The sequence below is a fragment of the Paenibacillus sp. J22P59 genome, from assembly GCF_059383895.1.
The window spans coordinates 274455-298165 of sequence record NZ_JBXENX010000002.1; the positions used below are offsets into that span (position 1 = coordinate 274455).

Here is a 23711-nt window from a genome sequence, read left to right on the forward strand (position 1 = left end):
ATACTAATAAAAATGATTAAAGTATAGCGATTGGAGGGGTCCTGAATGAAATTTGATTTGCATACGCATCATGAGCGATGCGGACACGCCGATGGAACCATTGAAGATTATATTACTGCCGCACTTGATGCCGGCCTGCAGGTCATCGGTATTTCCGACCATTCTCCATTCTTCGGTCATGAACAGGATCATCCGTTTCCGGGGATTTCGATGGCGACGAGTGATTTTGTCCATTATGTAGAAGAGGTTCTAAGGTTAAAAGAAAAGTATGCAGGACGTATCGAGGTCCTGCTGGGCGTTGAGTCAGACTTTTTTCCAAAGTACGCAGATACATATAAGGCTATCTACAAAGACATTCCCTTCGACTATTTGATTGGGTCCGTACATCAGGTGAGTGGTGTCAGCATCTTCAATCGCAATCGTTGGAAGGGCTTGTCTGAGAAGCGACATATCGAGGAAAAACAACTATACTACGATTTGATCAGGCAATCTGCTCGCAGCGGGATGTTCGATATTCTTGGGCATATTGATGCGATGAAGGGCTATTATCCCGCCTTCTCAGATATTCCTGCTGAAGAGGATATTGATGAGACGCTCCGTGTCATCGCCAAGCATGAGGTTGCTATCGAGATTAATACTTCCGGCAGCACAAAATATGTTGGTGGATGGTATCCCTCTGATGCTATTCTGGAGAGGGCACTTCATTTCGGCGTAAATGTAACTTTCGGCTCTGATGCCCATCTGCCTCGCCGCGTTGGCGACGAATTCGAGCTCGTCCGCACCAGATTGAAAGAAATCGGCTTCAAGCAATGGGTGTTCTACAGAAAGCGTCAACGCATTATTGTTCCGATATAAGCGCAACACAGCAATAAAGCTTTGCTATTCTCCCCTTAAGCATGGGGAACAGCAAAGCTTTTTGTCCGTCTGCATCCATCTGTTTGCTCAGATTCAGCTGGCTGCCTTTTAGATCGGTCTGTATAGCTTCATTAATTAAATTTTTCAAGCACCCTCTCCCCCATTTTGGACAAAAAAAGTGGACCTGTACGTATACACAGGTCCAAAAAATTATATCAAAAGGGGGTCTTGTTTATTATAATAGCCCATTAATGTAATAGCAGCGTGACAGAAACATTTCATTTGTGTAACAAATGAAATGAATGGGGAATTCTCAAGGGAGTTGAACATAGATGTGGCTTGGAATAGCGATCGGCAGCGCTTTGCTGTTCGGACTCGCAGGCTGGTGGATGAAAGTCAGCCAAATGCGCGGCGGTCTTACCTCCGTTATGCTACTGGGATTGTACGCGTCTGGAACAGCAGGCTTCGGCATACATGCGGCCGTGGAAGGGACCTTAAGTGAATTAACGGATTATCGGGTATGGCTCGCCGGACTAATCATTGGAGCAGGCTCTGCACTAGGCAATGCCTTATTCATGAAGGCACTCGATTACGGACCAGCCAGTCTTACCTCTCCATTGACCAATATGAATATCGTGCTCGTCATTGCACTCGGAACACTTGTCTATCATGAGCCCCTCCAGCTAAGTGAGACCATCGGAATTTTACTACTGCTTCTGGCGGTCGTTCTAATCTCCTACAAAAAACAAAATTTTGCTGTCGAGAAGCAGTGGTATTTTTATGTAGCAGCTGCTATTGTATTCTTTACCTTCCGTAATGGAGGCTTAAAAATAACCGAGGAGCTTGGGATGTCAAGCGCACCTATCTTATTCATCGGCTATGGACTATCCATACTCTGGTTCGCCCCACCAAGGCAATGGCGCAACAAACGTACTCAAGCATGGATCGGCCTAAAGCTAGGCCTGCTTGCCGGGATCTTCTCCTATGGCGGACTCCAGCTCTATGCCTACGCTCTTGCCACTGGACCTGCTAACCTTGCTGCCCCGATTTTCGCTACGAATAGTCTGGTCGTAGCTGCTGGAGCCATCCTTATTTATAAAGAAAAGCTTAATCTATTGCAATGGATAGCCTTCGCTTGCACGATAGTTGGTCTATTCATCATCCGCTTATAAAGCATAAAAGGCCTGTCCTACGGAGGACAGGCCTTTTATTATAGGAGGATTCAATCCCCTCTTATTTCAATAGCTCCTATGAATTCCCTTCATCAGATCAAGGCATCAATAGCGAATTTCCCTGCTCCGATGAAGGCTACACCAAGGGTCACGGCAATGAGAACGAGATTATATTCATAACCGTTCTGAGTAACCCATAGTCCATTAGCAAAATGCACCTTCACAATTGCCATAATCATCGGAACAATAAGCAATATCGCTCCTACCCAGGTCCACAGACCGATTGTGAACAGCACGCCGCCGACCAGTTCAGTCAAGCCCGCACTAACGGCCATTAATACTCCCGGCTTCATCCCCATGGATTCCAGCCAGCCTGCTGTGCCCTTTATTCCATACCCTCCGAATAGGCCAAATAGCTTCTGCGCACCGTGCCCCACCATTAACAGACCAATAACCACCCGTATAATCAATAACCCTGTATCCATCATTATTTTTTCTCTCCTTTAATCTCTCTGTATTGTTCTCTCTGAGCGGCCGCTCTTGACTAAAATCATAATAACATAACTAACTTACTATTGTAAAGTATATATAATAAATATAGTTTTTATTTGACCGAACAGGAAATGAACTTACTTTTACTTAGCGAATATGGTACAATAAGATCAGAAAAAGCGGGGTGATCACGTTGGATTATTCAACAATGTGCCCAAAGTATGAAGCAGCCGCCGATGTTCTTGGGAAGAAATGGACGGGCCTCATTATTAGGGTGCTTCTCGATGGACCTAAGAGATTCAAAGAGATCAAAGAACAAATACCCGATATGAGCGATAAAATGCTGACGGACCGGATGAAGGAATTAGAATCACTAGCTATACTGAAACGAACCGTATATCCGGAAATGCCCGTAAGAATAGAATATGACCTAACGCCTAAGGGCCGGGAACTACAGCCCGTGATCGATTCGATTCAAAAATGGGGAGAACAATGGATGTGAAGAAAAAGCCGCTAAGGCTTTTTCTTTTTTTTATGCCCTGTCCAAATCAAAAAGCCCTCCGCACATGCGGAGGGCTTTTTGGTCGAGCTATTATACGCCGAGCCATTTCTTGAACAGATGCTTGGTCGTATCTTTGTTGATTGCTGCAATCGAAGTCGTAAGCGGAATGCCTTTCGGGCAAGAGCGAACACAGTTCTGCGAGTTGCCGCAGCCTTCGATACCGCCGTCTTCCATCAGAGCATCCAGGCGCTCTTCTTTGTTCATCTCACCCGTTGGATGGACGTTGAACAAACGAACCTGAGAAATCGCTGCTGGACCGATAAAGCTGTTGCGATCATTTACGTTCGGACAAGATTCCAGACAAACGCCGCAAGTCATACATTTCGACAGCTCATACGCCCATTGACGCTTCGACTCCGCCAGACGCGGACCAGGACCAAGGTCATACGTACCGTCGATTGGAATCCATGCTTTTACCCGTTTGAGGGCATTGAACATGCGCTCACGGTTAATAACAAGGTCACGTACAACTGGGAAAGTGCGCATCGGCTCAAGACGAACCGGCTGCTCCAGCTTGTCGATCAGCGCGGAGCATGCTTGACGAGGCTTGCCGTTGATCACCATGGAGCAAGCGCCGCAGACCTCTTCCAGACAGTTCGACTCCCAGCATACCGGAGCTGTATTATTGCCATCCGCTTTTTTCGGATTACGTTGAATTTCCATTAAGCCGCTGATTACGTTCATATTCGCGCGGTAAGGAATTTCGAACTCTTCCGTATAAGGCTGAGATTCTGGGCTATCCTGACGAGTAATTACAAACTTAACCGTTTTTTTAGCAACTGTAGCTTCAGCCATCGTTTATTCTCCTTTCTCTTTCTCATTCTCGTTCTCTTTCTTCTTATTCGACGTATAGTCACGCTTACGTGGAGCAATCAGAGATACATCGATATCTTCGTAAGAAATTTGTGGACCTTCCGGCGTCCATGTCGCTTTGGTTGTCTTCATGAAATCTTCGTCATTACGCTCTGGGAATTCCGGCTTGTAATGCGCGCCACGGCTCTCATCACGAAGCAAGGCGCCAAGCGTCATCGCTTCAGCAAGCTCAAGCATATTCCACAATTGACGCGTGAAGGCAACGCTGGAGTTGTTCCACTGTGCCAAGTCATTCACGTTAATATTGCGGTAACGCTGTTTGAGCTCTTTAATTTTGTCGATCGTAAGCTTCAGCTTATCGTTGAACCGTACAACCGTCATATTGTTTGTCATCCATTCGCCAAGCTCTTTTTGAATGACATAAGCATTTTCTGTTCCGTTCATCGTTACGATGCTTTGGTGCTTATCAACCTGACGCTTCTTCTCGCGATCAAATATGGAGGAAGCAACATCTTGGGATGATTTTTTCAAGCCTTTGATATACTCAACTGCTTTTGGACCTGCTACCATGCCGCCGAAGATCGCAGACAGCAAGGAGTTGGCGCCGAGACGGTTCGCACCGTGGTATTGGTAATCACATTCGCCGGCAGCGAACAAGCCTGGAATGTTCGTCATTTGATTGTAGTCAACCCACATACCGCCCATCGAATAGTGGACAGCAGGGAAGATTTTCATTGGAAGCTTCCGAGGGTCATCACCCGTAAACTTCTCATAGATTTCAATGATACCGCCAAGCTTAACATCAAGCTCCTTCGGATCTTTGTGAGAAAGGTCGAGGTAAACCATGTTCTCACCGTTAATGCCGAGCCCTTGGTCTACGCAGACGCTGAAGATCTCGCGAGTCGCGATATCACGCGGTACCAAGTTGCCGTATGCAGGATATTTCTCTTCAAGGAAGTACCAAGGCTTGCCGTCTTTGTATGTCCAGACGCGTCCGCCTTCACCGCGAGCCGATTCAGACATCAGACGGTTCTTGTCATCGCCTGGAATCGCTGTAGGGTGAATCTGGATAAACTCGCCATTGGCATAATGAACGCCTTGTTGGTATACCGCGCTCGCAGCAGTACCTGTGTTAATAACCGAGTTCGTTGTTTTGCCGAAAATAATGCCAGGGCCGCCTGATGCCAGAATAACCGCATCGCCCACGAAAGTATGAATTTCCATGGAGCGTAGATCCTGTGCGGATACACCACGGCAAATGCCGTCATCATCAAGCACCGCGCCAAGGAATTCCCAATGCTCGTATTTCGTTACGAGGCCAGCTGCTTCCCAGCGGCGTACTTGCTCGTCCAATGCATACAGCAATTGTTGGCCCGTTGTAGCGCCTGCGAATGCTGTACGGTGATATTGCGTACCGCCGAAACGACGGAAATCAAGCAGACCCTCTGGCGTACGCGAGAACATAACGCCCATACGGTCCATCAAGTGAATAATGCCAGGTGCGGCTTCGCACATTGCTTTGACAGGCGGTTGGTTAGCAAGGAAGTCGCCACCATACACCGTATCATCGAAGTGCTCCCAAGGGGAGTCGCCTTCACCTTTTGTATTAACTGCGCCGTTGATGCCGCCTTGTGCGCATACGGAGTGGGAACGCTTAACAGGTACGACCGAGAATAGATCGACGTGTACGCCCGCTTCCGCCGCTTTGATGGTGGCCATGAGACCGGCAAGGCCTCCGCCTACGACGATAATTTTATTGTTAGCCATAACGTTTGTTCGCTCCTTGTCTTCAAACTATCCGATATTTGTCCATGCCAAAGCGGCTGCTGCCACTTCTTTGAATTCGTCGCCGCGGAATGCCACAAGCGAAAGAATAAACAACGCGGACACAAGTACAAATACACCCATACAAATATAAGAAGATACTTTTTGAGCACGTGGAGAGATCGTAATCCCCCAGCTGATTAAGAATGCCCAGAGACCATTACTGAAGTGGAACACAGCTGCCAATACGCCAATTACATACATAACGAAGTAAGCAGGGCTGCTTGCAATGAGGTTCATCGTGGAACCGAGCTCCTCATGCGTAACATTGCCGATATATACTTGGAATCTTGTTTGGTACACATGCCAGAAGACGAAGATAAACGTAATTACACCCGTAACACGTTGTGCGGTGAACGCCCAGTTCCGTCCATATTTGAAACGACCCGTGTTGGAGTTCGATTGGTAGGCAACGTACAAGCCGTATACCCCATGGAACAACAGCGGCAGGAAAATACCAAAAATCTCAAACAACGGAAGAAGCGGGATGCTGTTAACAAGGCTTACGCCTTTCTCAAAGCCCTCCGCGCCACGTTCGAACGCCTGGTAGTTAGTTAGCGCATGCACGACAATGAACATGCCGAGCGGGATCACTCCAAGTAGGGAGTGCAGCTTGCGCGAGTAATACGAATTTCCTTTCATTAATACTTCTCCTTTCCAGACTGTGGTTGCGTAATTTACTTTTTTACTACATTCAACAATTTACTACATTTAACAAACCATTCTACATTTTACCCCCAGCTTGTATCTCCGTCAACAAAATTTGACACGGATTTGCCACACTTTTAATCCTACTCCTTTTCAGCTTATAATGGAATTGCATATTTATTATTAATAATTATAACCATAACGCATAAGCAACAATAAAAAGGAGTATGTACGTAAATGATTGAAGAATTTCAAATATTCGCTGCAATTGTAGAGCATTCCAGTATGAATAAAGCTGCCGGCTTCCTCAACCTGTCCCAGCCTGCCCTCTCTCGTAAGCTCGCTAAGCTGGAGGAAGATATCGGAGCCGAGCTGTTCCGCCGTGTAGGCAAGCGGCTCGAATTAACGAGAATCGGGCAGCTTACCTACGAATACTCGCTTGAGCTGCAACAAATGCATCGCCGTTATATGGAGACGGTCTCGGAATACGCCCGAACGGGAAGAACCTCCATTACGATTGGAGCGAGCTTGACCACCTTGCAAACGACGTTGCCAGATTTCATCAAGTCTCTGAATGCGAGCCACCCAGAGTTCGATATTAAGGCAGTGACTGGAAAAACGCATGAGATTGTGTCGCTCGTCAGAGACAATAAAGCAGACATTGCAATCGTCGCATCCCGTATTGAAGATGTGCAGCTCCACTGTGTTCCCCTGTTCGATGATCATCTGCTGCTTGTCCTGCCTACCACAGTTGATCTGGCTAGCAATGAGCAGCCTGGCATTCAGGATCTTAATAATCTGCCAATGATTCTGTTCTCCAAGGGAACCTGGTATCGCAAATTAACGGATGAGGTATTCGCCAAATATCACTTGCAGCCTGATGTACGTATGGAGATCGATTCCTTCGAAGCGATTCTAAGGCTGCTGCATACCTGCAGAGCTGGCACGCTTCTTCCCCAATCTTATATGCGCAAACAGCTGCTTGAGGACAATGAGTTGATCGTCATCCCCATCCGGGAGCTCAAGGATACGAAGCGGACGACCTGCCTTATCCACTCTGACCCTGCGAATCTCAACCCTTCTGTGCGGCGCTGGATTGAAGAGCTCGATTCATTGAAATAGCTGAGCTCTTTTCCTTCTATATAATATAGAAGAGATTCATTCTCAATGATCAAAAAGGACAGAAGCGCTTATCACGCCTCTGTCCTCTAGCTTCACCTGATTACCGATTCTTCAAACAGCTCAATTTGTTCATTGGTCCCGATGACAACCATGACATCCCGTTCGGTTACGATATCTGTTGCAGTAGGAGCGATAATGATACCGTCAGGCTTATTGATTGCAACGATACTGCAGCCGAATCTTGCTCTTGGATTCAGTTCATGGAGCGTTTTGCCGTTGAGGCACTTCGGCACAGAAAGCTCAGCAATTGTATATTCCTTGGACAGCTCGATATAATCGAGCAGGTTCGGAGAGACGAGCTGATGAGCGACACGAATGCCCATGTCCCGCTCAGGATAGACGATGCGATCCACGCCTATTTTCTCTAATACGCGGCCATGAAGCTCATCCATCGCTTTGGCCACAACCTTTTTCACACCCAGGTCCTTCAACAATATAGTCGTTAATATGCTCGCTTGAATATCGTCTCCGATTGCCACAACGCCGCAGTCGAAATTCCTTACGCCGAGTGAGCGCAGCGTTTCTTCATCTGTACAATCAGCCGACACCGCATAAGTAAGAATATTGCTCATCTCTTGGACAGCTTCTTCGTCCTTATCTATGCCGAGCACCTCATGCCCCAGCTCGATCAGCTCTCTCCCAAGGCTTGATCCGAATCTCCCTAGACCTACGATAACAAATTGATGATTTTTCATTTTCTCTCCCTGTTCCCCTAACCAATCGTAATTTTGCCTTCAGGATATCGGTAAAGCTCTCTATCTGTCTTCTTGCCGAGCGCATAAGCAAGCGTCAAAGGCCCCAGCCTGCCAGCAAACATCGTCACCATAATAAGGACTTTGCCGATGTCCGTAAGCTCTGGAGTCAATCCCATCGACAAGCCGACTGTACCGAAGGCCGATGTCGTCTCGAACAATATTTTTAGAAACTGCTGATCCTCCGTTGTCGCCAGCAGCATTGTGACGAACAAGACGAAGCCAAGCGACAGCATCGTAATCGTCAATGCTTTCATAACGCGCTCCTTGGCTAGGCGCTGCCGGAAAAAGACGATATCCTCCTTGCCTTTGGCCATCGCGACGACGGCACCAATGAGCGTCGTGAACGTTGTGGTCTTAATTCCGCCCCCGGTTGAGCCCGGTGATGCCCCTATGAACATCAATATAATAGTGAAGAATAATGTCGCTTGGCGAAGCTCCGTATAATCAAGCGTATTTGCTCCCGCCGTTCTCGGTGTAACAGATTGGAAGAAGGAGGCGAGCAGCTTGCCGCCCCAATTCAGGGAACCAAGCGTCGCGTTATTCGTGAATTCAAAGATAAAAATAACAATAGTCCCAACAGCGATAAGAGCGGCCGTCATAGATAAGACGACCTTGCTATGAAGGGAAAGCCTTTTGTTCTTGCGGTATTCCAGCAAATCAGACAACACGATAAACCCGATGCCCCCGAGAATAATAAGCAGCATAGCTGTTATATTCACAACGGGATCATTCACATAAAGCGTCAGGCTCCTATAGTTGCCGAAAATATCAAAGCCTGCATTATTAAATAAAGATATCGAATGGAAAACACCAAAATACAAAGCTTTGCCTAAAGGCATATCAGCCGCGAAGCGTGATGCGAATAGCAACGCTCCGACCAGCTCAATCGTTAATGAATAAGTAATAACCTTGCGAATGAGACGAACGATGCCTTCCATACTCGTCTGGTTCATCGCTTCTTGCAAGAGCAATCGTTCTCGCAGCGATATTTTTTTACGCAGCACAAGCGAAATCAATGTTCCCATCGTCATGAATCCAAGACCGCCCACTTGTATTAATCCAAGCAGAACAATTTGTCCACCAGTCGTAAAGTATGTGCCTGTATCCACTACGACAAGCCCTGTCACACATGCTGCAGAGGTTGCCGTGAACAACGCATCTATAAACCTGGGCATATCGCTGCCACTTGTAGCGAATGGCATGGACAATAATATAGCGCCAATCACTATTATAACGGCCAGACCTGATACAAATATGCGCGGCGGCGACCATTTCTTCACATTCCAAATCCTTTTCCACATCTTCCTGCTGGCTCCTCAATGATTCGTAAACAAGAGTTCGGGCATAAAAAAAAGCACTGGAAGCCCAATGCTAATATGCGATGAGTCCTGTTCCATACAGCCTACGAGGTTAGCTGACGGATTCGGGCCTGGACAGGCAGCCCTATTCAGCGGTATATAGAAGAAACCTCCTATTTGCCGCCAAAATTCACCCCTTGCTGACGGATCTATTCCACAGCATTATGGTTCCCCCGTTTTCAAACGGAAATTCGGCTGTTGCTATTCAATTTAAGATTCAAGTTCTACTAACGTTAACGATTATAAGCCCTAGCTATGGGGAACATAAAGGAAGCAAAACAGATAAATAAGCTTGAATTCGATCAAAAACAGGCAACTGCATCAAGCAGCCTATCCAAGGCGTCGTGCACATCGTTATTTCTCGCTTTTATGATTGTTCCGCTTCCTTGCTTCACATTCCCTTACCATTTGAAGGACCTAATATTGGATAAAACAGCCTTTTATATGGTATGGTTACATGGATGTACAAGAAAAATATATTAATTATTCTGAGGTGAACTATGGTTGATTCCATTGCCCGTCATGATTGGAAACGATTCGTATGGGCGGCAATTATCGGTGCGGTTATTTTCCTGATTACACAAGTAGGACCGCTTGCGCAGCAATATTTGAATACGGATGCTACAACCTCCAACGTCATTAGTAACGAAAAAGCCGAGCAAATCGCAATTCAATTTGCGACGCAGCAATTCGGCGAGAAGGCTCTGAAAGCCAATACGATCTATCAGACGGACAGCCTGACGACCGGATATTTCTCCAAGGAGAAAATGCTCGAAGCCTATGACAAAAAATTCGGCAGCACCTATCCAAACGATACTTACCAATCTCAGGTTGATCTTGAGAATGGCAGCAGCGTATTCGTCTATGTACATATGAGCAACGGAAGCGTCACAAGCTGGAAGCTGTTCAACGCTGACACGGCTCCCTTAGCTACAGAGAAGGAGCTCCTTGCAACTGCTGAGCAATTCGCTGTCAGTAAGGGCTTCCAGCTTAATGAATTGAAGGAACGTTACGTCAGCGATGAAGGGTATGTGGTCTTCCAGCCTGCTGGCTACAAGCAAGGCGACGCTCAGCTGGAGCTGACCGTTGGCGTCGACCAATTGGCAAGCAGCCCCGTCGTCACGGTCTTTAAGCCTGTCTTCAAAGTGCCTGCGAGCTATGATGCCCTTATTGCTTCCCAGAAAAAATGGGCGGATGCTCTATCCATGGTATCCTTGCTGCACTTATGCGTGATGTCTCTCATCTTATCTATTATCTATGCCATCTTGTACCGCCAAAACACAACGTTCAAACGGGGAATCATTCTCAGCCTCATTTTTATGTTCTTTTATATTTATAACAACCTGAATATGATGGACGGCATTCGTTCTCAGTTTGGCGAGGAAATAACGACTGATTCCATGATGAAGGTTATGATGTTCGTTACGATTCTTTTGCTACTCCCTGTCGGCATCAGCGTATACTTTGCTCTTGTCGCTGGAGATGGAATGTGGCGCTCATGGAAGCGTCCATTGTGGCCCGGCTTCCGCGAGCCAGGCTACGGCCAGCATGTATGGCGCAGCGTAGGGCTTGGCTACCTATTCGCCCTCATCCTGCTTGGCATACAATCCGTCATCTTTATCGTCCTGACGTTCGCAATCGGCTCATGGGGCACTAGCGATGCTACACAGTCACCCTATAATATGGATGCGCTCTGGATGCTTCCTATGCTGGCTTGGTGTGCTGCTATTTCTGAGGAAGCTATCTATCGCCTGTTCGGCATTGCCCTGTTCAAGCGCTGGTTCAAGAATACGTTCGTCGCCGCTCTTATTCCAACTCTTCTCTGGACGCTCGGCCACGTCGGATACCCGATCTTTCCATTCTACACGCGAATTATCGAGCTGATTATTATTGGTCTTGCATTCAGTTACATCTTCTTGCGCTACGGCTTTATTACCGCCGTATTCACACATGCCATATTCAACACGTTGCTCATGGGCATATCTTTGATCTCTGTAGGCGGAACCGTTAATATAACCGCAGCGATCCTTTACACGGTACTGCCTGTCGCCATCGCATGGATCATCAAATTCTGGCATGATAAAAAAGGGCCGAAGCCGTCCTCCATTAAGACGACGGCTCCTCCCTCAGCGCAGCAATAATCTCACCAGCAAGCTTATCACCGATAGCAAGAGGCCTGAAGTCTTCGACGGAGGCCTCTTTTATTTTTTTTATCGAGCCAAAATGCTTGAGCAGAAGCTTCCGGCGCTTCTCTCCAATGCCCGGTATCGCATCCAGCTGCGAAGCGATCATCGACTTGCCGCGCTGCTCACGATGGAAGGATATCGCGAAGCGATGGACCTCCTCTTGGATACGCTGCAGCAAATAAAACTCTTGGCTGTCACGAGGCAGCGGCACGACCTCTGGCGGATCACCCGTCATGAGCTGCGCTGTCTTATGCTTCGTATCCTTCACCAAGCCGCATACGGGTATATACAGTCCCAGCTCATTGTGGAGCACATCAAGCGCTGCTGCGATCTGTCCCTTGCCTCCATCCACTACGATAAGGTCTGGCGCTGCAAGCTGATCCTTCAGCACCCGTTCATAACGCCGGCGTACAACCTCGCGCATCGTTTCATAATCATCCGGTCCGACAACCGTCTTAATCTTATATTTGCGGTACTCCTTCCGATCTGGCTTGCCATCTGTGAAGACCACCATCGCCGATACCGGATTCGTCCCTTGAATATTAGAGTTATCGAATGCTTCTATTCGGCTGACCGCAGGCAGGCCAAGCCAGTTCGCGAGCGCCTGAACAGCTTTGACGCTGCGTTCCTCATCCCGCTCAATAAGCCGGAATTTATCAGCCAGCATAATCTTTGCATTCTCTATTGCCATCGACACTACTTCACTTTTGCGGCCCCGTTGAGGCATCAGCACCTTCACCTTAAGCCAGCTGTGCAGCAAGGTAGTCACGTCCTCTGCACGCGAAGCGACTGTCTCACTGCCAGCACTATTGCCGACATCCTCCGTCTCAGGTGGCTGCGGAAGCAAGATTTGCTTCGGCAGGGCAGGATTGTCACTGTAATACTGCGTGACGAAGGTCATAAAATCATCATACTCTTCCCCATAATACGGGAAGGTCGTTCCGCGCCGTTCGATCATCTTGCCTTGACGCATATATAGAATTTGGACGCACATCCAGCCCTTTTCTACGGCATAGCCGAAAATATCCCTGTCCAGCGCATCGGACATCGTTATTTTTTGCTTCTCCATAACCGCATCGATATTAATAATTTGGTCGCGGTATTCCTTCGCACGCTCGAAGTCTAATTCTTCCGCCGCAGCTTCCATTTTCTGCTGCAAATCAACCTTGACGACATCATGCCCGCCATTCAAAAACTTCGAAATTTCCTGCACCATCGCGTCATACGTTCCCGGCTCGATCTCGAACTCGCAAGGTGCGATACATTGCCCTAGATGGTAATACAGGCATACCTTATCCGGAAGCGTATTGCATTTGCGCAGCGGGTAGAGCCGATCCAGAAGCTTCTTCGTCTGCTGGGCAGCATAAGCATTCGGGTAAGGGCCAAAGTACTTGCCTTTATCCTTCATAATGCGCCTTGTGACTTCAAGCTTCGGATGGGCTTCATTCGTTATTTTTATATAAGGGAACGTTTTATCGTCCTTGAGCAGCACATTGTATCTGGGATGATGTTGTTTAATCAGATTGCATTCTAGAATAAGTGCTTCCATATTACTGCCTGTTACGATGAAATCGAAATCGCGTATTTCGGATACAAGCCGCTGTGTCTTCCCATTATGGCTGCCGTTGAAATACGAGCGAACACGGTTTTTGAGCACCTTCGCCTTGCCTACATAGATGATGCTGCCTTCCTTATTCTTCATCAAATAACAGCCAGGCTGATCCGGGAGCAGAGCTAATTTGTGGCGGATTAATTCCGCTGCCTCCGCTCGCTCTTGTGAATCGGCTTGCTGCTGCTGATCCATATTCTCCACTCTCCCCTCAGGCTGTAAGATAAGCTTCATTTTAACATATTTCGACGATGCTCCGCTTTATATTTGTGTTGGCAAATGCTTTACATTTATTCGGGAAGTTGGGTATACTATTATAAAAAGCTAAGAAAGTAAGCTATCGCTATAAGTGAGCTTTGTTTTCTTTGCGAAACGGTATTCGATCGCAGCGGCGGACGAATGTGTCGTTTCTGCTTGGCTGAATTGGTTCTCAAGGGAGGCGTCAATAATGGAGCAAGTAAGAGATCCGCGCGAACATATCAATGAAGAGCCTCGCCATGACTTGATGGATGTCGTATTTGGATTTGGCGGCATGCTGGGAGTTATGACGATCATCTTCGCAGTAGCTGTAATTGTCAAATTTGTGATTTCCTAACGGACTGACACTAACACAAAAGCTCCGCCCGAACTTCCAAGTTCGGGCGGAGCTTTTGTCTTGCATAGAATAATAAGCAATAGGCTTACGCGCTTCACCGCCATAGAGTGCGAGGGAAGCGCGTAAGCCTATTGTCTAAAGCTTATTATTGAACGATGCGAAGCGTATCGTTATTACTATTATTATTATTGCTGGTGGATTTCACTGGCTGCTCATTATGCGACTGCTTATGCGTCGATTGGTCATACCTGGTCCGTTCTGTCCGGTCGATTTGCACAATTCTTCCATCATGAACGGTAATATTGATTGAGCCATATTGCATCCCGTTCACCTGCTCCGTAATTCTTTCAACCCACTGTTGATCCAATTCTAATGGTTTCGCCATTATAAACCCCTCCATTATCCATTTTAAAATCATAGCTATTAGACTTCTTTGGTCGCGCGCTGCGCTGTCTTCCATTCGAATAGCGCTTTAGCCAGCAAAGTAATGACGGCAAGCATGACAAGTAAGGAGGCTACCGCAAACGAAGCAGAAAATTGATATTCATTGTACAAAATCTCAATGTGAAGCGGCAAGGTGTTGGTCTCTCCGCGAATATGACCCGATACGACGGAGACAGCTCCGAATTCCCCCATTGCCCTGGCGTTGCTTAGAATGATGCCATACAGCAGCCCCCATTTAATGTTGGGTACTGTGACCCTCCAAAAAATTTGCCAGCCCTTGGCTCCCAAGCTCGCTGCCGCTTCTTCCTCTTGAACGCCCTGCGCCTGCATGAGCGGAATAAGCTCTCGTGCCACGAAGGGGACAGTTACGAATACGGTAGCAAGAACGATACCAGGCAGAGCGAATACGATCTGGATGCCCCGCTCATCGAGCCAAGGCCCGAAGAAGCCTTGTGCACCGAACATAAGAATGTAGATAAGGCCAGAAATAACGGGCGAAACAGCAAACGGCAGGTCAATTAAGGTAATAAGAAAGTTTTTGCCTTTGAAGCGGAACTTGCTGATCGCCCATGCTGCCGCTATGCCAAATATCGTATTGAGCGGAACCGCAATGACGGCTACTAGTAAAGTCAGCTTCAAGGCTGATAAGGCATCGGGCTCCATAATTGCTGCGAGGTAGACATCGAAGCCTTTCTTGAAGGCCTCGACGAATATCGATACGAGCGGCAGAACAACCGTAATACTTAGAAATAATAAGGCAATGCTGATGAGAATCCATCGAACCGCAGCCGGTTCATTGATATGCCTCGGTCTTACCGAGGCTTCTTCCGACAAGTGGGTAGTAATCGCTCCAGCCATTTTTCCATCCCCCCTAATCCGCTATCGTCCGGCGATTGATTCGCCATTGACAGAAGTTGATAAACAACAGGAGCAGGAAAGAGATGACTAGCATGACAAGAGCAATCGCCGTAGCTCCCGCATAATCGAATTGCTCCAGCTTCGTCATTATGAGAAGCGGTGCAATCTCGGTCTTCATTGGCATATTGCCGGATATGAATACAACCGAGCCATACTCGCCAATTCCTCGAGCGAATGCCAGCGCGAACCCTGTTAACAACGCTGGCAGCAGCTCCGGCAGGATGACCTTCCAGAACGTCCTCAACCGATAAGCTCCCAGCATAACCGCCGCTTCCTCTGTATCTTTCTCGAAGTCTTGCAGGACGGGCTGTACCGTTCTAACGACGAATGGAATTCCAATGAAGATAAGGGCGATCGTAATGCCAAGCGGTGTATAGGCTACCTTCAAGCCGAGCGGCGTAAGCAAGGAGCCGACCCAGCCATTAGGAGCATAAATCGCGGTTAACGCGATACCGGCAACTGCTGTTGGCAATGCGAAGGGCAGATCAACGAGACTGTCCACAAGCTTTTTGCCCGGAAATTTATAGCGCACCAGCACCCATGCAATCAACAAGCCGAATACCAGATTAACCAATGCTGCGAAAAATGCCGTCGTAAAGCTGATGCGATAAGAAGCCACGACGCGCGGATTCGTAATAATCGTCCAGAATTCGTTCCAGCTAAGGCCGGTTGTTTTGATAAACACACCAGCGAGCGGTATAAGTACAATTAAGCCCAAATACGTGATGGTAAAGCCCATGGATAGACCAAAGCCAGGCAATACATTTTTGGATCTCGTCTTGGAACCTTTCATGTGAAGTCAGCTCCATTCCTCTCTCTTGGTTTCATTACGAGCCTGGCGTATAGATTCCATCGAATATGCCGCCATCATTGAAGTGCTTCTCTTGGGCTGCTTTCCAGCCGCCGAAGTCTTTGTCGATCGTAAGCAGCTCAAGCGATTTGAAGGTTTCGCTGTATTTGGCTGCAATCGTCTCATTGATCGGACGATAGTAGTTTTTCGCAGCAATCTCCTGTCCTTCATCCGAGTACAAATATTCCAGGTAGGCTTGCGCTACTTCTCTTGTGCCTTGGCTGTCAGCATTTTTGTCAACAATCGCTACCGGAGGCTCTGCCAGAATACTAAGGGATGGATATACGATATCGAATTTGTCTGGACCAAGCTCTTTCACTGATAAGAATGCTTCATTCTCCCAAGCAAGCAATACATCGCCGATTCCTTTTTCTACAAACGTCGTTGTTGAGCCTCTAGCGCCAGTATCCAATACAGGCACGTGCTTGAACAGCTCCTTAACGAACTCTTGCGCTTTGGCTTCATCATTGCCGTTCTGCTTCAGTGCGTAGCCCCATGCCGCTAGGTAATTCCAGCGCGCTCCACCCGATGTCTTCGGATTAGGCGTAATGACTTCAACTTTATCTTTGATCAGATCATTCCAGTCCTTGATGCCCTTCGGATTCCCTTTGCGAACGAGGAAGACGATCGTTGAAGTATAAGGCGCACTATTATGCTCGAAGCTGGTCTGCCAATCGGCTTTCAGCAAGCCTGGTTCTACTAGTGCATCAATATCGTAGCCAAGTGCCAGCGTTACAACATCTGCTTTCAATCCATCAATAACCGCACGAGCTTGCTTGCCTGAGCCGCCATGAGATTGCTTAACCGTTACTACTTGGCCTGTCTTCTCTTTCCAATACTTCGCGAATGCATCATTGTACTCCACATACAGCTCACGAGTTGGATCGTAAGAAACATTCAATAATTCCACAGGCTTGAGCTCGGCTTTGGGTGACTCTGTCGCCGTATTTGCTTCTGTTGTAGGAGATGGTGAAGCTGATTCCTTCACTTCTTTATTCGAGCCCGTTCCGCATGCGGACAGAACCAAAGTTAGAATGACAAGCAAGACCACCGAATACACGCTATTACGTTTTTTCATATCAACACGCCCTTTAATTTTTTGGGGTAGATGAATAATGGTTGGCATCCGGTGGTCCGGTAGTTAATCAATTATTCCCACCTGTTTAGTTGGTTATGGGAGAATAATATCAGCGTCACCCATTACCTGTCAATAGAAAAATGGAAAAAAATTATAGTCTCTATAAGTTAAGCTTATATCCATTGGCCAGACTGAGGAAAGAATTGTACTAGATTGAAGGTTTTTTGTGCGGAGTGAGAACAAATTGCTTGTCCCCCCTCCCTACGTCTCCTACAATAAAGGGGAAGGCCACCAACCAAACAGATGGAGTTGAGAATCAGATTGCCTAATCAGATTATTCATAATGTAAAGGTAGTGCTTGCTGATCAAAGGGAACAACTAGCAACGATATGGATTAAGAACGGCAAGATTGCACAAATACAATATGAGGATGGCAGCCAGATCGACCGAGATGCCGACTATGAATGGATCGACGGGCAAGGGCAGCTGCTCATACCCGGCATGATCGATGTCCATATTCACGGAGCAGACGGCTATGACATGATGGATGGCTCTAATGACAGCATTCAGGCTGTATCCCGGGCCTGTGCTTCATCCGGCTGCACCTCCTTCCTCGCAACCTCGGTAAGCTCAACCATCGAGGATTTGATGGGGATGATCCGAAGCGTGAAGCAAGTCATTGGCAAAGAACAAGGAGCTCTTATTGCGGGCATGCACTTAGAAGGACCCTACTTGAACCCGAAGCGCAAAGGCATGCAGAATGAGAAGCATCTCCGCCACCCTGACCTTGACGAGATGAAACACATATTTGAGGAAGCCGGGTCACTGATCAAAATGGTCACGATAGCTCCTGAACTGCCCGGAGGCATGGAGCTTCTCTCCTTCTTGAAGGAAAGAGGCGTTATCGTCGCTGTTGCTCATTCTGATGCCACTTATGAGGAGGCTAAGCTTGCCTTCCAAGCTGGCGCAAGCCATGTCACGCATTGCTTCAACGGCATGCGTCCGATTCATCATCGTGATCCAGGCCTTATAACTGCCGCCTTCGAGGAGGACCATGTCAGCCTGCAAGCGATTGTCGATGACGTTCATCTTCATCCCGCCATCATCCGATTAATGCATCGCATCAAAGGGCCTGAAGGGCTCGTACTGATCACAGACGCCTTGCAGGCGATGGGACTCGGGGACGGAAGCTACCAGTTCGGCGGCCATGATGTGACGGTCAAAGACGGTATCGCCCGATTAACCGATGGCACCTTGGCATCCAGCACGGTAACGATGAATAAAGCGTTGCGCCTCACTGTCGAATTGGGCATTTCCTTGGCCGATGCGATTCAAATGGCATCCTCAACGCCAGCGAGCATTCTCGGCCTGCATCAGAAAGGAAAAATCGAGCAAGGCTGCGATGCAGACCTCGTATTAGTCGACGAACAGTTTGAAGTGGTATGGACGATGGTTGATGGTGAATTTGTATATCGTGCGTAGTGGTTTAACGGGATGCCTATCGCGTAGGGTAGTTAACGGGTGGTCGCTTATAGGATAGGGTTTGCGCTCCGTGGATAGTTGCTTGACGAATGATTTATGTGTCATGACCAGCTGTTTGACGAAATGAACACGATCAAACACGCTTAACTTTTTAACGAAATGCTTTCTTTATCGCTTCCGTAGTTTGGCTAGATGCCGCGCACCCGCTTAGTTGTTGAACGGCGGTTGCTTACCGCTCTTAGTTGCTGAACAACGTGTTTGTTCACCTCGCATACAGGTTAATTGAGGAGCAGGTATACCTGCTCCTCATACTTGCTCCTCATTTATTCCGTAATCACAAATTCGCTATTGCCCAAACCAGTTGCCAACGTTGTACTCCGGCACGGTGTTCCGTTATTTTATGATTAATTCCTCTTCGGATAAAAGTAACGGAACTGCGTTCCGTTATGATTGGGATTCTGTGTCTCTGCCGTCCGTTTTCCCTGAATAAGAGAACGCTGTTCCGCTATTCTGTCTAGTCAAGCAACAATATGCTTTATAGCGGATCTCCGTTCCGTTACTTTATCGAGTACGATTATCAAGAGTACCCTTAAGGGACCTAAAACCACAAACAACCCTAACCATAAATAAAAAAAATGCCGAGAAGTCCTATGGACAATCTCGACACTCTAAGCTGAAAGCTGCCTATCCCATGGATATGCGGCTTTTCTTCAGATTTGTACTGCTCTAGCTTTTCCCCTTGAATCGTTTGTTGTCGCCAGTGACCATAATGACCTCCACATAAGGCCTTATGCGGTTCATTAGACGCTCTCCCTTATACTGCTCATCGCCGTCCTTGTTGGTGAAGCTGAAATGCTTCTCCAACGCATCAAGCTCATAATTAGAGGTATAGAGCGTCGGCTTGCGATTCATCCGATAGTTTAGGATAGCCCCCAGCACATGATCGCGCACCCAAGGATTCAAATTCTCAGCTCCGATATCATCAAAAATCAGCAAATCTGTTTCCTTCATGATCTCAACCGTCTCACGCAGCTTGCCAGGCTCATGCATCATCGACTTCAAGTCCTCGACGAACTCAGGCATATAAACAATCGCGCCGGAGTATCCTACTTTGGCAAGCTCATGGAGGAGGTAGCACATGAGAAAGGTTTTTCCTGTACCGAACTTCCCTGCCAAGTACAGCCCTTCATGCTGCAGGCCTTGTTCTTTGGTCTTGTCAATATAGGCAAGAATCTGATAAGCCGCTTCCGTCCGCTTCGTATCCTTGAACAAAATTTCATCCGCAGAATAACCATCTTTAAGCGCCACTTCGTCCACGTAAAAGCTGCGAATACGGCCTTTAATCTGCTCCTCGGTTCTGCGGGCAATGAATTTCTTGCAGGATACCTTCCGATCAAGCAGTTGGACCTGATCCTTGACTGTCTCAGTCGACAGCAATGTATAATGTCCCTCGAAATCATTCGGGCAGTTGTCGAGCCCTGGACAATTCGAGCAGCTTTTATATTCCGTGACATATTGGTATACACGGTTCAGATTAAGACGAACCGCTTGCTCATCAAGCTCGGGATACTTGGCGAACAGCTTTTGCACGAGCGGCTCCGACATCATCTCGGACAGCTTCTGATCCGCCTGCTCCGTCATTGACTTGCCTGTAGGCCATGCCTTCAATAATTCACCAAGCGATTCCATCCTTCTTCACCTCTTGTAGTTATAGTTTCCCGTCCAGTTTTCTTGCCAGCCTGCGCATTTCTTCCAGCTTCTCTGGCGAGATAGCCGCTTCCTGCGGCTCCACATCCTGAACGATTGGGATGGATGGCTTACGCGAGACGCCTCCTCGGCCTCCATTGCTTCTGGAGCTGCCTCTTGATCCAGCGCCCGTGGAAGCCATGCCCTCTTTGCGGCGTTCTTTATCCGCTTCAACCTGTACCTGCTCGCGAACATAGATAACAGCCTTCTCGAAGGTATCGACTTGCTTAACCAACATATTCGAGACAACCGCCTCGACGAACGTCTTGGTCACCCGCTGCGCATCGTTCGTACCGATAATATAATGAATCAGTACATTGATAACGGGCGCTGGCAGCCGATAATTCAGATCAATACGCTCGAATGACCTTTCTATCCAATCCGGTACCGCCCCCGGGAAAAAACGATGCAAGAACCGGGTATGCGGTTCATTCCGCATCAGCATATTGTATTGGTGAATGTCACATCTTCCACTCAATTGTCCTGGCACATTCAAATAATATTCCTCTTGTACGCCGATTTCTTCAAGCTCCTCTTCGCTCTCCTCCGACTCTGCCACAAAGGCCTGTACCTTTGCAAGCGTCCTCTGGCGATCGCCATCACGCTTCTTGTCTTGCCTGTACAGCTGATTAGCGCGAAGCTGAAGCTCATCGAGCACTAACGTGCCCTCCGTGGTAAAGATACCGTCCTCATCTAACAAACGGCACACATCCGCAACGGATAAACTATATTTGTAGGCGACATAATTAATCTGTGCAAGCTGCTCCGTATCGTTGCGAAGACGCTCTACATAGCTCCGATTCGCAGAATTACGCGGGAACCGAAGAATGATCTCGCCATACGGAATAGCTGCTGTCTCTAATTGTGTTCTTGGTGCTGCTTGGCGCGTTGGCGCAACTTCCGCAAGCGCCTGCTCAAGCTCCATATCATAGGAATTGGTGTTCAGCTCGAACATCTCATAGAAAGGCACCGATATATTTTCCTTCGTCACCGTCGCTTGACGGAGCTCCTCCGGCTCTTGCGCGCCGAATGATTCCCGCAAGGAAATAAGCGCGTACTTACCGACCTTATCCCGCAGCAGCAGCGTCAAATGCTGATTACGGAAAAATTCAATCGGAGACATAGGCTCAGATAATTCATATTCGTAAATCATATCGGTCTGATCTGGCACGATAACGCGAGAGGTTTGGAGCAAGCCGACTGCTTCAAGCTTCGAAGCTTGCTGCATCAAATATTTTCTGCCTCGCTCATTCATCTCAAGACCAAGCCCAAGGAACAGCTTCCGCTGTGATTCAATCGTGGAATAGCCGGAGGTTCCCTCCGAAATCGCATGATATAGCTGCTGGTATAAGCCTACGGCAAAGGCGCCAATCATCGGCTGATAGATTAAAGACAGCATTTTGAAATTGAGACTGCTCATTGAAAAATCGCGAAATATATAATAACGGTGATGTTCTGTGTATTCTAGTATATTACCGATGCGCATAGCATCTACCCCATCCTGTCCATACTTTCTATTATTCTAACATAAATAACGTGTCGAAAGAGGAGGAGATAAATAGAAAAATCCCCCGAGAGGAGGATTTTTGTCATTAGAACATTTTATAACCGCCGCGGCGAAGCGCACGGATAGCCCAACCGCTTATATAGGCCCCTACAAGAGCACCAATAACCGGGACCAGATCAATAATCGTAAAAGCAGTGAAATTCTCAACACCGGATTTCGTATCATCCCAAGTCCACCAAATACCGAGCGGAATCAGTACAATAACGAATAAGTAAATGGGAAACCATGTTGTTTTTAAAAGCATATTAAGTATAAAACCGATGCCAAACATCATGACTAGAAACAGCACCGTTGCTACTGTTAACTGAAGCATGTACCCCTTCTCCTTTCGAGCTCTCGATCTTCAGTTTAAATAATGGTAATCTGGAAGTCAATGTGAACCTTTCAATTGTCACAAGTCCGTCATTTGCTCTGCTCGGATTGTTTACGATACAATGATTAGAAAGCACTGGAGAAGAAAGGGGTTATTACCAATGAGTGAAGTAGCTGTTACATTAGAAGGCTGGTACGCGCTCCACGAATTCCGCAGCATCAACTGGACCGCATGGAGATCTGCAACTGAAGCTGAGCGCAATCGCGCGACGGACGAGCTTCAAGGCTTCTTGAAGCAATGGGCAGATGTTGAAGAGAGCAAGCAAGGAAGCACAGCTGTCTATTCCATTCTTGGACAAAAAGCTGATTTCACATTCATGCATTTGCGCGAGACACTCGAAGAACTACAAGAAGTAGAGACGGCTTTCAACAAAACGTCCTTCGCTGCTTATACTATTCCTACTTATTCCTATGTAAGCGTAGTGGAATTGAGCAATTATATGAGCCAACCAGGCGCTGATCCGATGCAGAATCCGGATATCGTAGCACGTTTGAAGCCTACGCTGCCAAAAGCGAACCATATCTGCTTCTATCCGATGAACAAACGCCGCGATGGCAATGACAATTGGTACATGCTCAGCATGGACGAGCGCCGTACGATGATGCGCAGCCACGGCATGATTGGCCGTCAATATGCAGGCAAAGTAAAACAAATTATTACCGGCTCCGTCGGCTTCGATAATTGGGAATGGGGCGTTACGCTATTCGCTGACGATGCTCTCCAATTCAAGAAGCTTGTCTATGAAATGCGCTTCGATGAAGTCAGTGCCCGCTTCGGCGATTTCGGCGACTTCTACGTAGGCAACCTGCTGACAGCCGATAAATTCAATTCATTGCTCAGCGTGTAGACCGAACGTTAGCTCTTAACTTTTAGCGCTGGATAACTAACCTTAAACAACCCCTTACGGGAGTGAAGCACACCCCGATCACGGCGAAAGCCTGTGGTCGGGGTGTTTTTTATAGCTATTGATACGAATGTTGTGTGATTACTAAGCTTTTACTAAAAGGAGCTTTTTATTGCCGTTGTTACTTATGTTGTTGTGATACCAAGCTTTCACTAAAGGAACTTTTTATCGTCGCTGTTACTTATTTTGTTGTGTTTACTACAATTCAATTAAAGGAGCTTCTATTGCCGTTGTTATTTATGTTGTTGAGATACCAAGCTTTCACTTAAAGGAGCTTTTATAGCCGTTGTTATGTTGT

General features: G+C 47.4%; 23 protein-coding genes and 1 riboswitch. Of the genes, 8 read left to right on the top strand and 15 right to left on the bottom strand.

What is annotated here, in order from left to right:
- Positions 1 to 45 precede the first annotated feature (45 nt).
- Complete coding sequence (locus AC50YO_RS04490; RefSeq protein ID WP_494843715.1) at positions 46 to 855, top strand: histidinol-phosphatase; 810 nt, start codon at positions 46 to 48, stop codon at positions 853 to 855.
- Here the strand turns inward: AC50YO_RS04490 and AC50YO_RS04495 are convergent.
- On the bottom strand, positions 839 to 1003 hold the full coding sequence (locus tag AC50YO_RS04495; protein WP_494843717.1) for a hypothetical protein: 165 nt from the start codon (positions 1001 to 1003) through the stop codon (positions 839 to 841). The two genes, AC50YO_RS04490 and AC50YO_RS04495, sit on opposite strands and share 17 nt — an antisense overlap.
- A 184-nt stretch (positions 1004 to 1187) precedes the next feature.
- On the opposite strand from AC50YO_RS04495, the gene AC50YO_RS04500 reads away from it, so the two are divergent.
- Positions 1188 to 2027: an EamA family transporter gene (locus AC50YO_RS04500; RefSeq protein ID WP_494843719.1), complete on the top strand. Its 840-nt coding sequence runs from the start codon at positions 1188 to 1190 to the stop codon at positions 2025 to 2027.
- 92 nt (positions 2028 to 2119) lie between these two features.
- Here AC50YO_RS04500 and AC50YO_RS04505 read toward each other — a convergent pair whose 3' ends face one another.
- Positions 2120 to 2515, bottom strand: a complete 396-nt coding sequence (locus tag AC50YO_RS04505; RefSeq protein ID WP_494843722.1) for a DoxX family protein — start codon at positions 2513 to 2515, stop codon at positions 2120 to 2122.
- Positions 2516 to 2712: 197 nt separating this feature from the next.
- Between AC50YO_RS04505 and AC50YO_RS04510 the strand changes: the two genes are divergently transcribed.
- Positions 2713 to 3021, top strand: a complete 309-nt coding sequence (locus AC50YO_RS04510; protein WP_494843724.1) for a winged helix-turn-helix transcriptional regulator — start codon at positions 2713 to 2715, stop codon at positions 3019 to 3021.
- A 90-nt stretch (positions 3022 to 3111) separates the two neighbouring features.
- Here the strand turns inward: AC50YO_RS04510 and sdhB are convergent, their stop codons facing one another.
- The 3 genes from sdhB to AC50YO_RS04525 are packed head-to-tail and all read right to left on the bottom strand — an operon-like array spanning position 3112 to position 6360.
- Positions 3112 to 3876 carry a succinate dehydrogenase iron-sulfur subunit gene (gene sdhB / locus AC50YO_RS04515; RefSeq protein ID WP_494843726.1) on the bottom strand — a complete coding sequence of 255 codons (765 nt, stop codon included), beginning with the start codon at positions 3874 to 3876 and terminating at the stop codon, positions 3112 to 3114.
- A gap of 3 nt (positions 3877 to 3879) precedes the next feature.
- On the bottom strand, positions 3880 to 5661 hold the full coding sequence (gene sdhA / locus AC50YO_RS04520; protein WP_494843730.1) for a succinate dehydrogenase flavoprotein subunit: 1782 nt from the start codon (positions 5659 to 5661) through the stop codon (positions 3880 to 3882).
- A 27-nt stretch (positions 5662 to 5688) separates the two neighbouring features.
- Entirely contained in the window at positions 5689 to 6360 is a 672-nt protein-coding gene (locus AC50YO_RS04525; protein WP_494843734.1) for a succinate dehydrogenase cytochrome b558 subunit, read from the bottom strand.
- 243 nt (positions 6361 to 6603) lie between these two features.
- Here AC50YO_RS04525 and AC50YO_RS04530 point away from each other — a divergent pair, with 243 nt between their 5' ends.
- Positions 6604 to 7488 carry a LysR family transcriptional regulator gene (locus AC50YO_RS04530; RefSeq protein ID WP_494843737.1) on the top strand — a complete coding sequence of 295 codons (885 nt, stop codon included), beginning with the start codon at positions 6604 to 6606 and terminating at the stop codon, positions 7486 to 7488.
- Between the two features lie 92 nt (positions 7489 to 7580).
- On the opposite strand, the gene AC50YO_RS04535 is transcribed toward AC50YO_RS04530, so the two are convergent.
- On the bottom strand, positions 7581 to 8243 hold the full coding sequence (locus tag AC50YO_RS04535) for a potassium channel family protein (RefSeq protein ID WP_494843738.1): 663 nt from the start codon (positions 8241 to 8243) through the stop codon (positions 7581 to 7583).
- Positions 8244 to 8260: 17 nt separating this feature from the next.
- A complete protein-coding gene (locus AC50YO_RS04540; protein WP_494843739.1) occupies positions 8261 to 9604 on the bottom strand; it encodes a TrkH family potassium uptake protein in 1344 nt (447 codons plus the stop codon).
- Between the two features lie 83 nt (positions 9605 to 9687).
- A riboswitch (cyclic di-AMP (ydaO/yuaA leader) is annotated at positions 9688 to 9868 on the bottom strand.
- Positions 9869 to 10161: 293 nt separating this feature from the next.
- On the opposite strand from AC50YO_RS04540, the gene AC50YO_RS04545 reads away from it, so the two are divergent.
- A complete protein-coding gene (locus AC50YO_RS04545; RefSeq protein WP_494843743.1) occupies positions 10162 to 11802 on the top strand; it encodes a CPBP family intramembrane glutamic endopeptidase in 1641 nt (546 codons plus the stop codon).
- On the opposite strand, the gene uvrC is transcribed toward AC50YO_RS04545, so the two are convergent.
- Complete coding sequence (uvrC, locus tag AC50YO_RS04550) at positions 11768 to 13651, bottom strand: excinuclease ABC subunit UvrC (protein ID WP_494844123.1); 1884 nt, start codon at positions 13649 to 13651, stop codon at positions 11768 to 11770. The two genes, AC50YO_RS04545 and uvrC, sit on opposite strands and share 35 nt — an antisense overlap.
- 253 nt (positions 13652 to 13904) lie before the next feature.
- Between uvrC and AC50YO_RS04555 the strand changes: the two genes are divergently transcribed.
- The gene (locus AC50YO_RS04555) at positions 13905 to 14051 is read left to right on the top strand and encodes a YqzM family protein (RefSeq protein WP_494843747.1); all 147 of its coding nucleotides are present in this window, start codon (positions 13905 to 13907) and stop codon (positions 14049 to 14051) included.
- 145 nt (positions 14052 to 14196) lie between these two features.
- Here AC50YO_RS04555 and AC50YO_RS04560 read toward each other — a convergent pair whose 3' ends face one another.
- Genes AC50YO_RS04560 through AC50YO_RS04575 form a run of 4 tightly spaced genes read right to left on the bottom strand, consistent with a single transcriptional unit; the run spans position 14197 to position 17341 of the window.
- Positions 14197 to 14436: a YezD family protein gene (locus AC50YO_RS04560; protein ID WP_494843749.1), complete on the bottom strand. Its 240-nt coding sequence runs from the start codon at positions 14434 to 14436 to the stop codon at positions 14197 to 14199.
- Between the two features lie 38 nt (positions 14437 to 14474).
- Positions 14475 to 15353, bottom strand: a complete 879-nt coding sequence (gene cysW, locus AC50YO_RS04565; protein ID WP_494843751.1) for a sulfate ABC transporter permease subunit CysW — start codon at positions 15351 to 15353, stop codon at positions 14475 to 14477.
- A 13-nt stretch (positions 15354 to 15366) separates the two neighbouring features.
- A complete protein-coding gene (cysT, locus tag AC50YO_RS04570) occupies positions 15367 to 16206 on the bottom strand; it encodes a sulfate ABC transporter permease subunit CysT (protein ID WP_494843753.1) in 840 nt (279 codons plus the stop codon).
- Between the two features lie 34 nt (positions 16207 to 16240).
- Entirely contained in the window at positions 16241 to 17341 is a 1101-nt protein-coding gene (locus tag AC50YO_RS04575) for a sulfate ABC transporter substrate-binding protein (protein ID WP_494843755.1), read from the bottom strand.
- Positions 17342 to 17644: 303 nt separating this feature from the next.
- Here AC50YO_RS04575 and nagA point away from each other — a divergent pair, with 303 nt between their 5' ends.
- Positions 17645 to 18823: an N-acetylglucosamine-6-phosphate deacetylase gene (gene nagA / locus AC50YO_RS04580; protein ID WP_494843757.1), complete on the top strand. Its 1179-nt coding sequence runs from the start codon at positions 17645 to 17647 to the stop codon at positions 18821 to 18823.
- Between the two features lie 726 nt (positions 18824 to 19549).
- Here the strand turns inward: nagA and dnaI are convergent.
- The 3 genes from dnaI to AC50YO_RS04595 all read right to left on the bottom strand — a co-directional run bounded on the left by dnaI (position 19550) and on the right by AC50YO_RS04595 (position 22449).
- Positions 19550 to 20512 (bottom strand): primosomal protein DnaI, encoded by a 963-nt coding sequence (gene dnaI, locus AC50YO_RS04585; RefSeq protein WP_494843759.1) that lies wholly within the window; start codon positions 20510 to 20512, stop codon positions 19550 to 19552.
- Between the two features lie 19 nt (positions 20513 to 20531).
- Positions 20532 to 22055: a replication initiation and membrane attachment family protein gene (locus AC50YO_RS04590; RefSeq protein WP_494843762.1), complete on the bottom strand. Its 1524-nt coding sequence runs from the start codon at positions 22053 to 22055 to the stop codon at positions 20532 to 20534.
- A gap of 106 nt (positions 22056 to 22161) precedes the next feature.
- Entirely contained in the window at positions 22162 to 22449 is a 288-nt protein-coding gene (locus AC50YO_RS04595) for a YuiB family protein (protein ID WP_494843764.1), read from the bottom strand.
- Positions 22450 to 22609: 160 nt separating this feature from the next.
- Here AC50YO_RS04595 and hemQ point away from each other — a divergent pair, with 160 nt between their 5' ends.
- Positions 22610 to 23356 (top strand): hydrogen peroxide-dependent heme synthase, encoded by a 747-nt coding sequence (gene hemQ, locus AC50YO_RS04600; protein ID WP_494843766.1) that lies wholly within the window; start codon positions 22610 to 22612, stop codon positions 23354 to 23356.
- The last annotated feature ends 355 nt before the right edge of the window (positions 23357 to 23711 follow it).

Excerpts from the sequence above, each read along its gene's own strand:
- cysW (WP_494843751.1), bottom strand. The coding sequence starts at position 15,353 with ATGGCTGGAGCGATTACTACCCACTTGTCGGAAGAAGCCTCGGTAAGA.
- AC50YO_RS04545 (WP_494843743.1), top strand. The coding sequence starts at position 10,162 with ATGGTTGATTCCATTGCCCGTCATGATTGGAAACGATTCGTATGGGCG.
- AC50YO_RS04595 (WP_494843764.1), bottom strand. The coding sequence starts at position 22,449 with ATGCTTCAGTTAACAGTAGCAACGGTGCTGTTTCTAGTCATGATGTTT.
- hemQ (WP_494843766.1), top strand. The coding sequence starts at position 22,610 with ATGAGTGAAGTAGCTGTTACATTAGAAGGCTGGTACGCGCTCCACGAA.
- AC50YO_RS04490 (WP_494843715.1), top strand. The coding sequence starts at position 46 with ATGAAATTTGATTTGCATACGCATCATGAGCGATGCGGACACGCCGAT.
- AC50YO_RS04525 (WP_494843734.1), bottom strand. The coding sequence starts at position 6,360 with ATGAAAGGAAATTCGTATTACTCGCGCAAGCTGCACTCCCTACTTGGA.
- dnaI (WP_494843759.1), bottom strand. The coding sequence starts at position 20,512 with ATGGAATCGCTTGGTGAATTATTGAAGGCATGGCCTACAGGCAAGTCA.
- cysT (WP_494843753.1), bottom strand. The coding sequence starts at position 16,206 with ATGAAAGGTTCCAAGACGAGATCCAAAAATGTATTGCCTGGCTTTGGT.
- AC50YO_RS04540 (WP_494843739.1), bottom strand. The coding sequence starts at position 9,604 with ATGTGGAAAAGGATTTGGAATGTGAAGAAATGGTCGCCGCCGCGCATA.
- nagA (WP_494843757.1), top strand. The coding sequence starts at position 17,645 with ATGGAGTTGAGAATCAGATTGCCTAATCAGATTATTCATAATGTAAAG.
- uvrC (WP_494844123.1), bottom strand. The coding sequence starts at position 13,651 with ATGGATCAGCAGCAGCAAGCCGATTCACAAGAGCGAGCGGAGGCAGCG.
- AC50YO_RS04575 (WP_494843755.1), bottom strand. The coding sequence starts at position 17,341 with ATGAAAAAACGTAATAGCGTGTATTCGGTGGTCTTGCTTGTCATTCTA.
- AC50YO_RS04530 (WP_494843737.1), top strand. The coding sequence starts at position 6,604 with ATGATTGAAGAATTTCAAATATTCGCTGCAATTGTAGAGCATTCCAGT.
- AC50YO_RS04535 (WP_494843738.1), bottom strand. The coding sequence starts at position 8,243 with ATGAAAAATCATCAATTTGTTATCGTAGGTCTAGGGAGATTCGGATCA.
- AC50YO_RS04560 (WP_494843749.1), bottom strand. The coding sequence starts at position 14,436 with ATGGCGAAACCATTAGAATTGGATCAACAGTGGGTTGAAAGAATTACG.
- AC50YO_RS04590 (WP_494843762.1), bottom strand. The coding sequence starts at position 22,055 with ATGCGCATCGGTAATATACTAGAATACACAGAACATCACCGTTATTAT.
- AC50YO_RS04505 (WP_494843722.1), bottom strand. The coding sequence starts at position 2,515 with ATGATGGATACAGGGTTATTGATTATACGGGTGGTTATTGGTCTGTTA.
- sdhA (WP_494843730.1), bottom strand. The coding sequence starts at position 5,661 with ATGGCTAACAATAAAATTATCGTCGTAGGCGGAGGCCTTGCCGGTCTC.
- sdhB (WP_494843726.1), bottom strand. The coding sequence starts at position 3,876 with ATGGCTGAAGCTACAGTTGCTAAAAAAACGGTTAAGTTTGTAATTACT.
- AC50YO_RS04500 (WP_494843719.1), top strand. The coding sequence starts at position 1,188 with ATGTGGCTTGGAATAGCGATCGGCAGCGCTTTGCTGTTCGGACTCGCA.
- AC50YO_RS04555 (WP_494843747.1), top strand. The coding sequence starts at position 13,905 with ATGGAGCAAGTAAGAGATCCGCGCGAACATATCAATGAAGAGCCTCGC.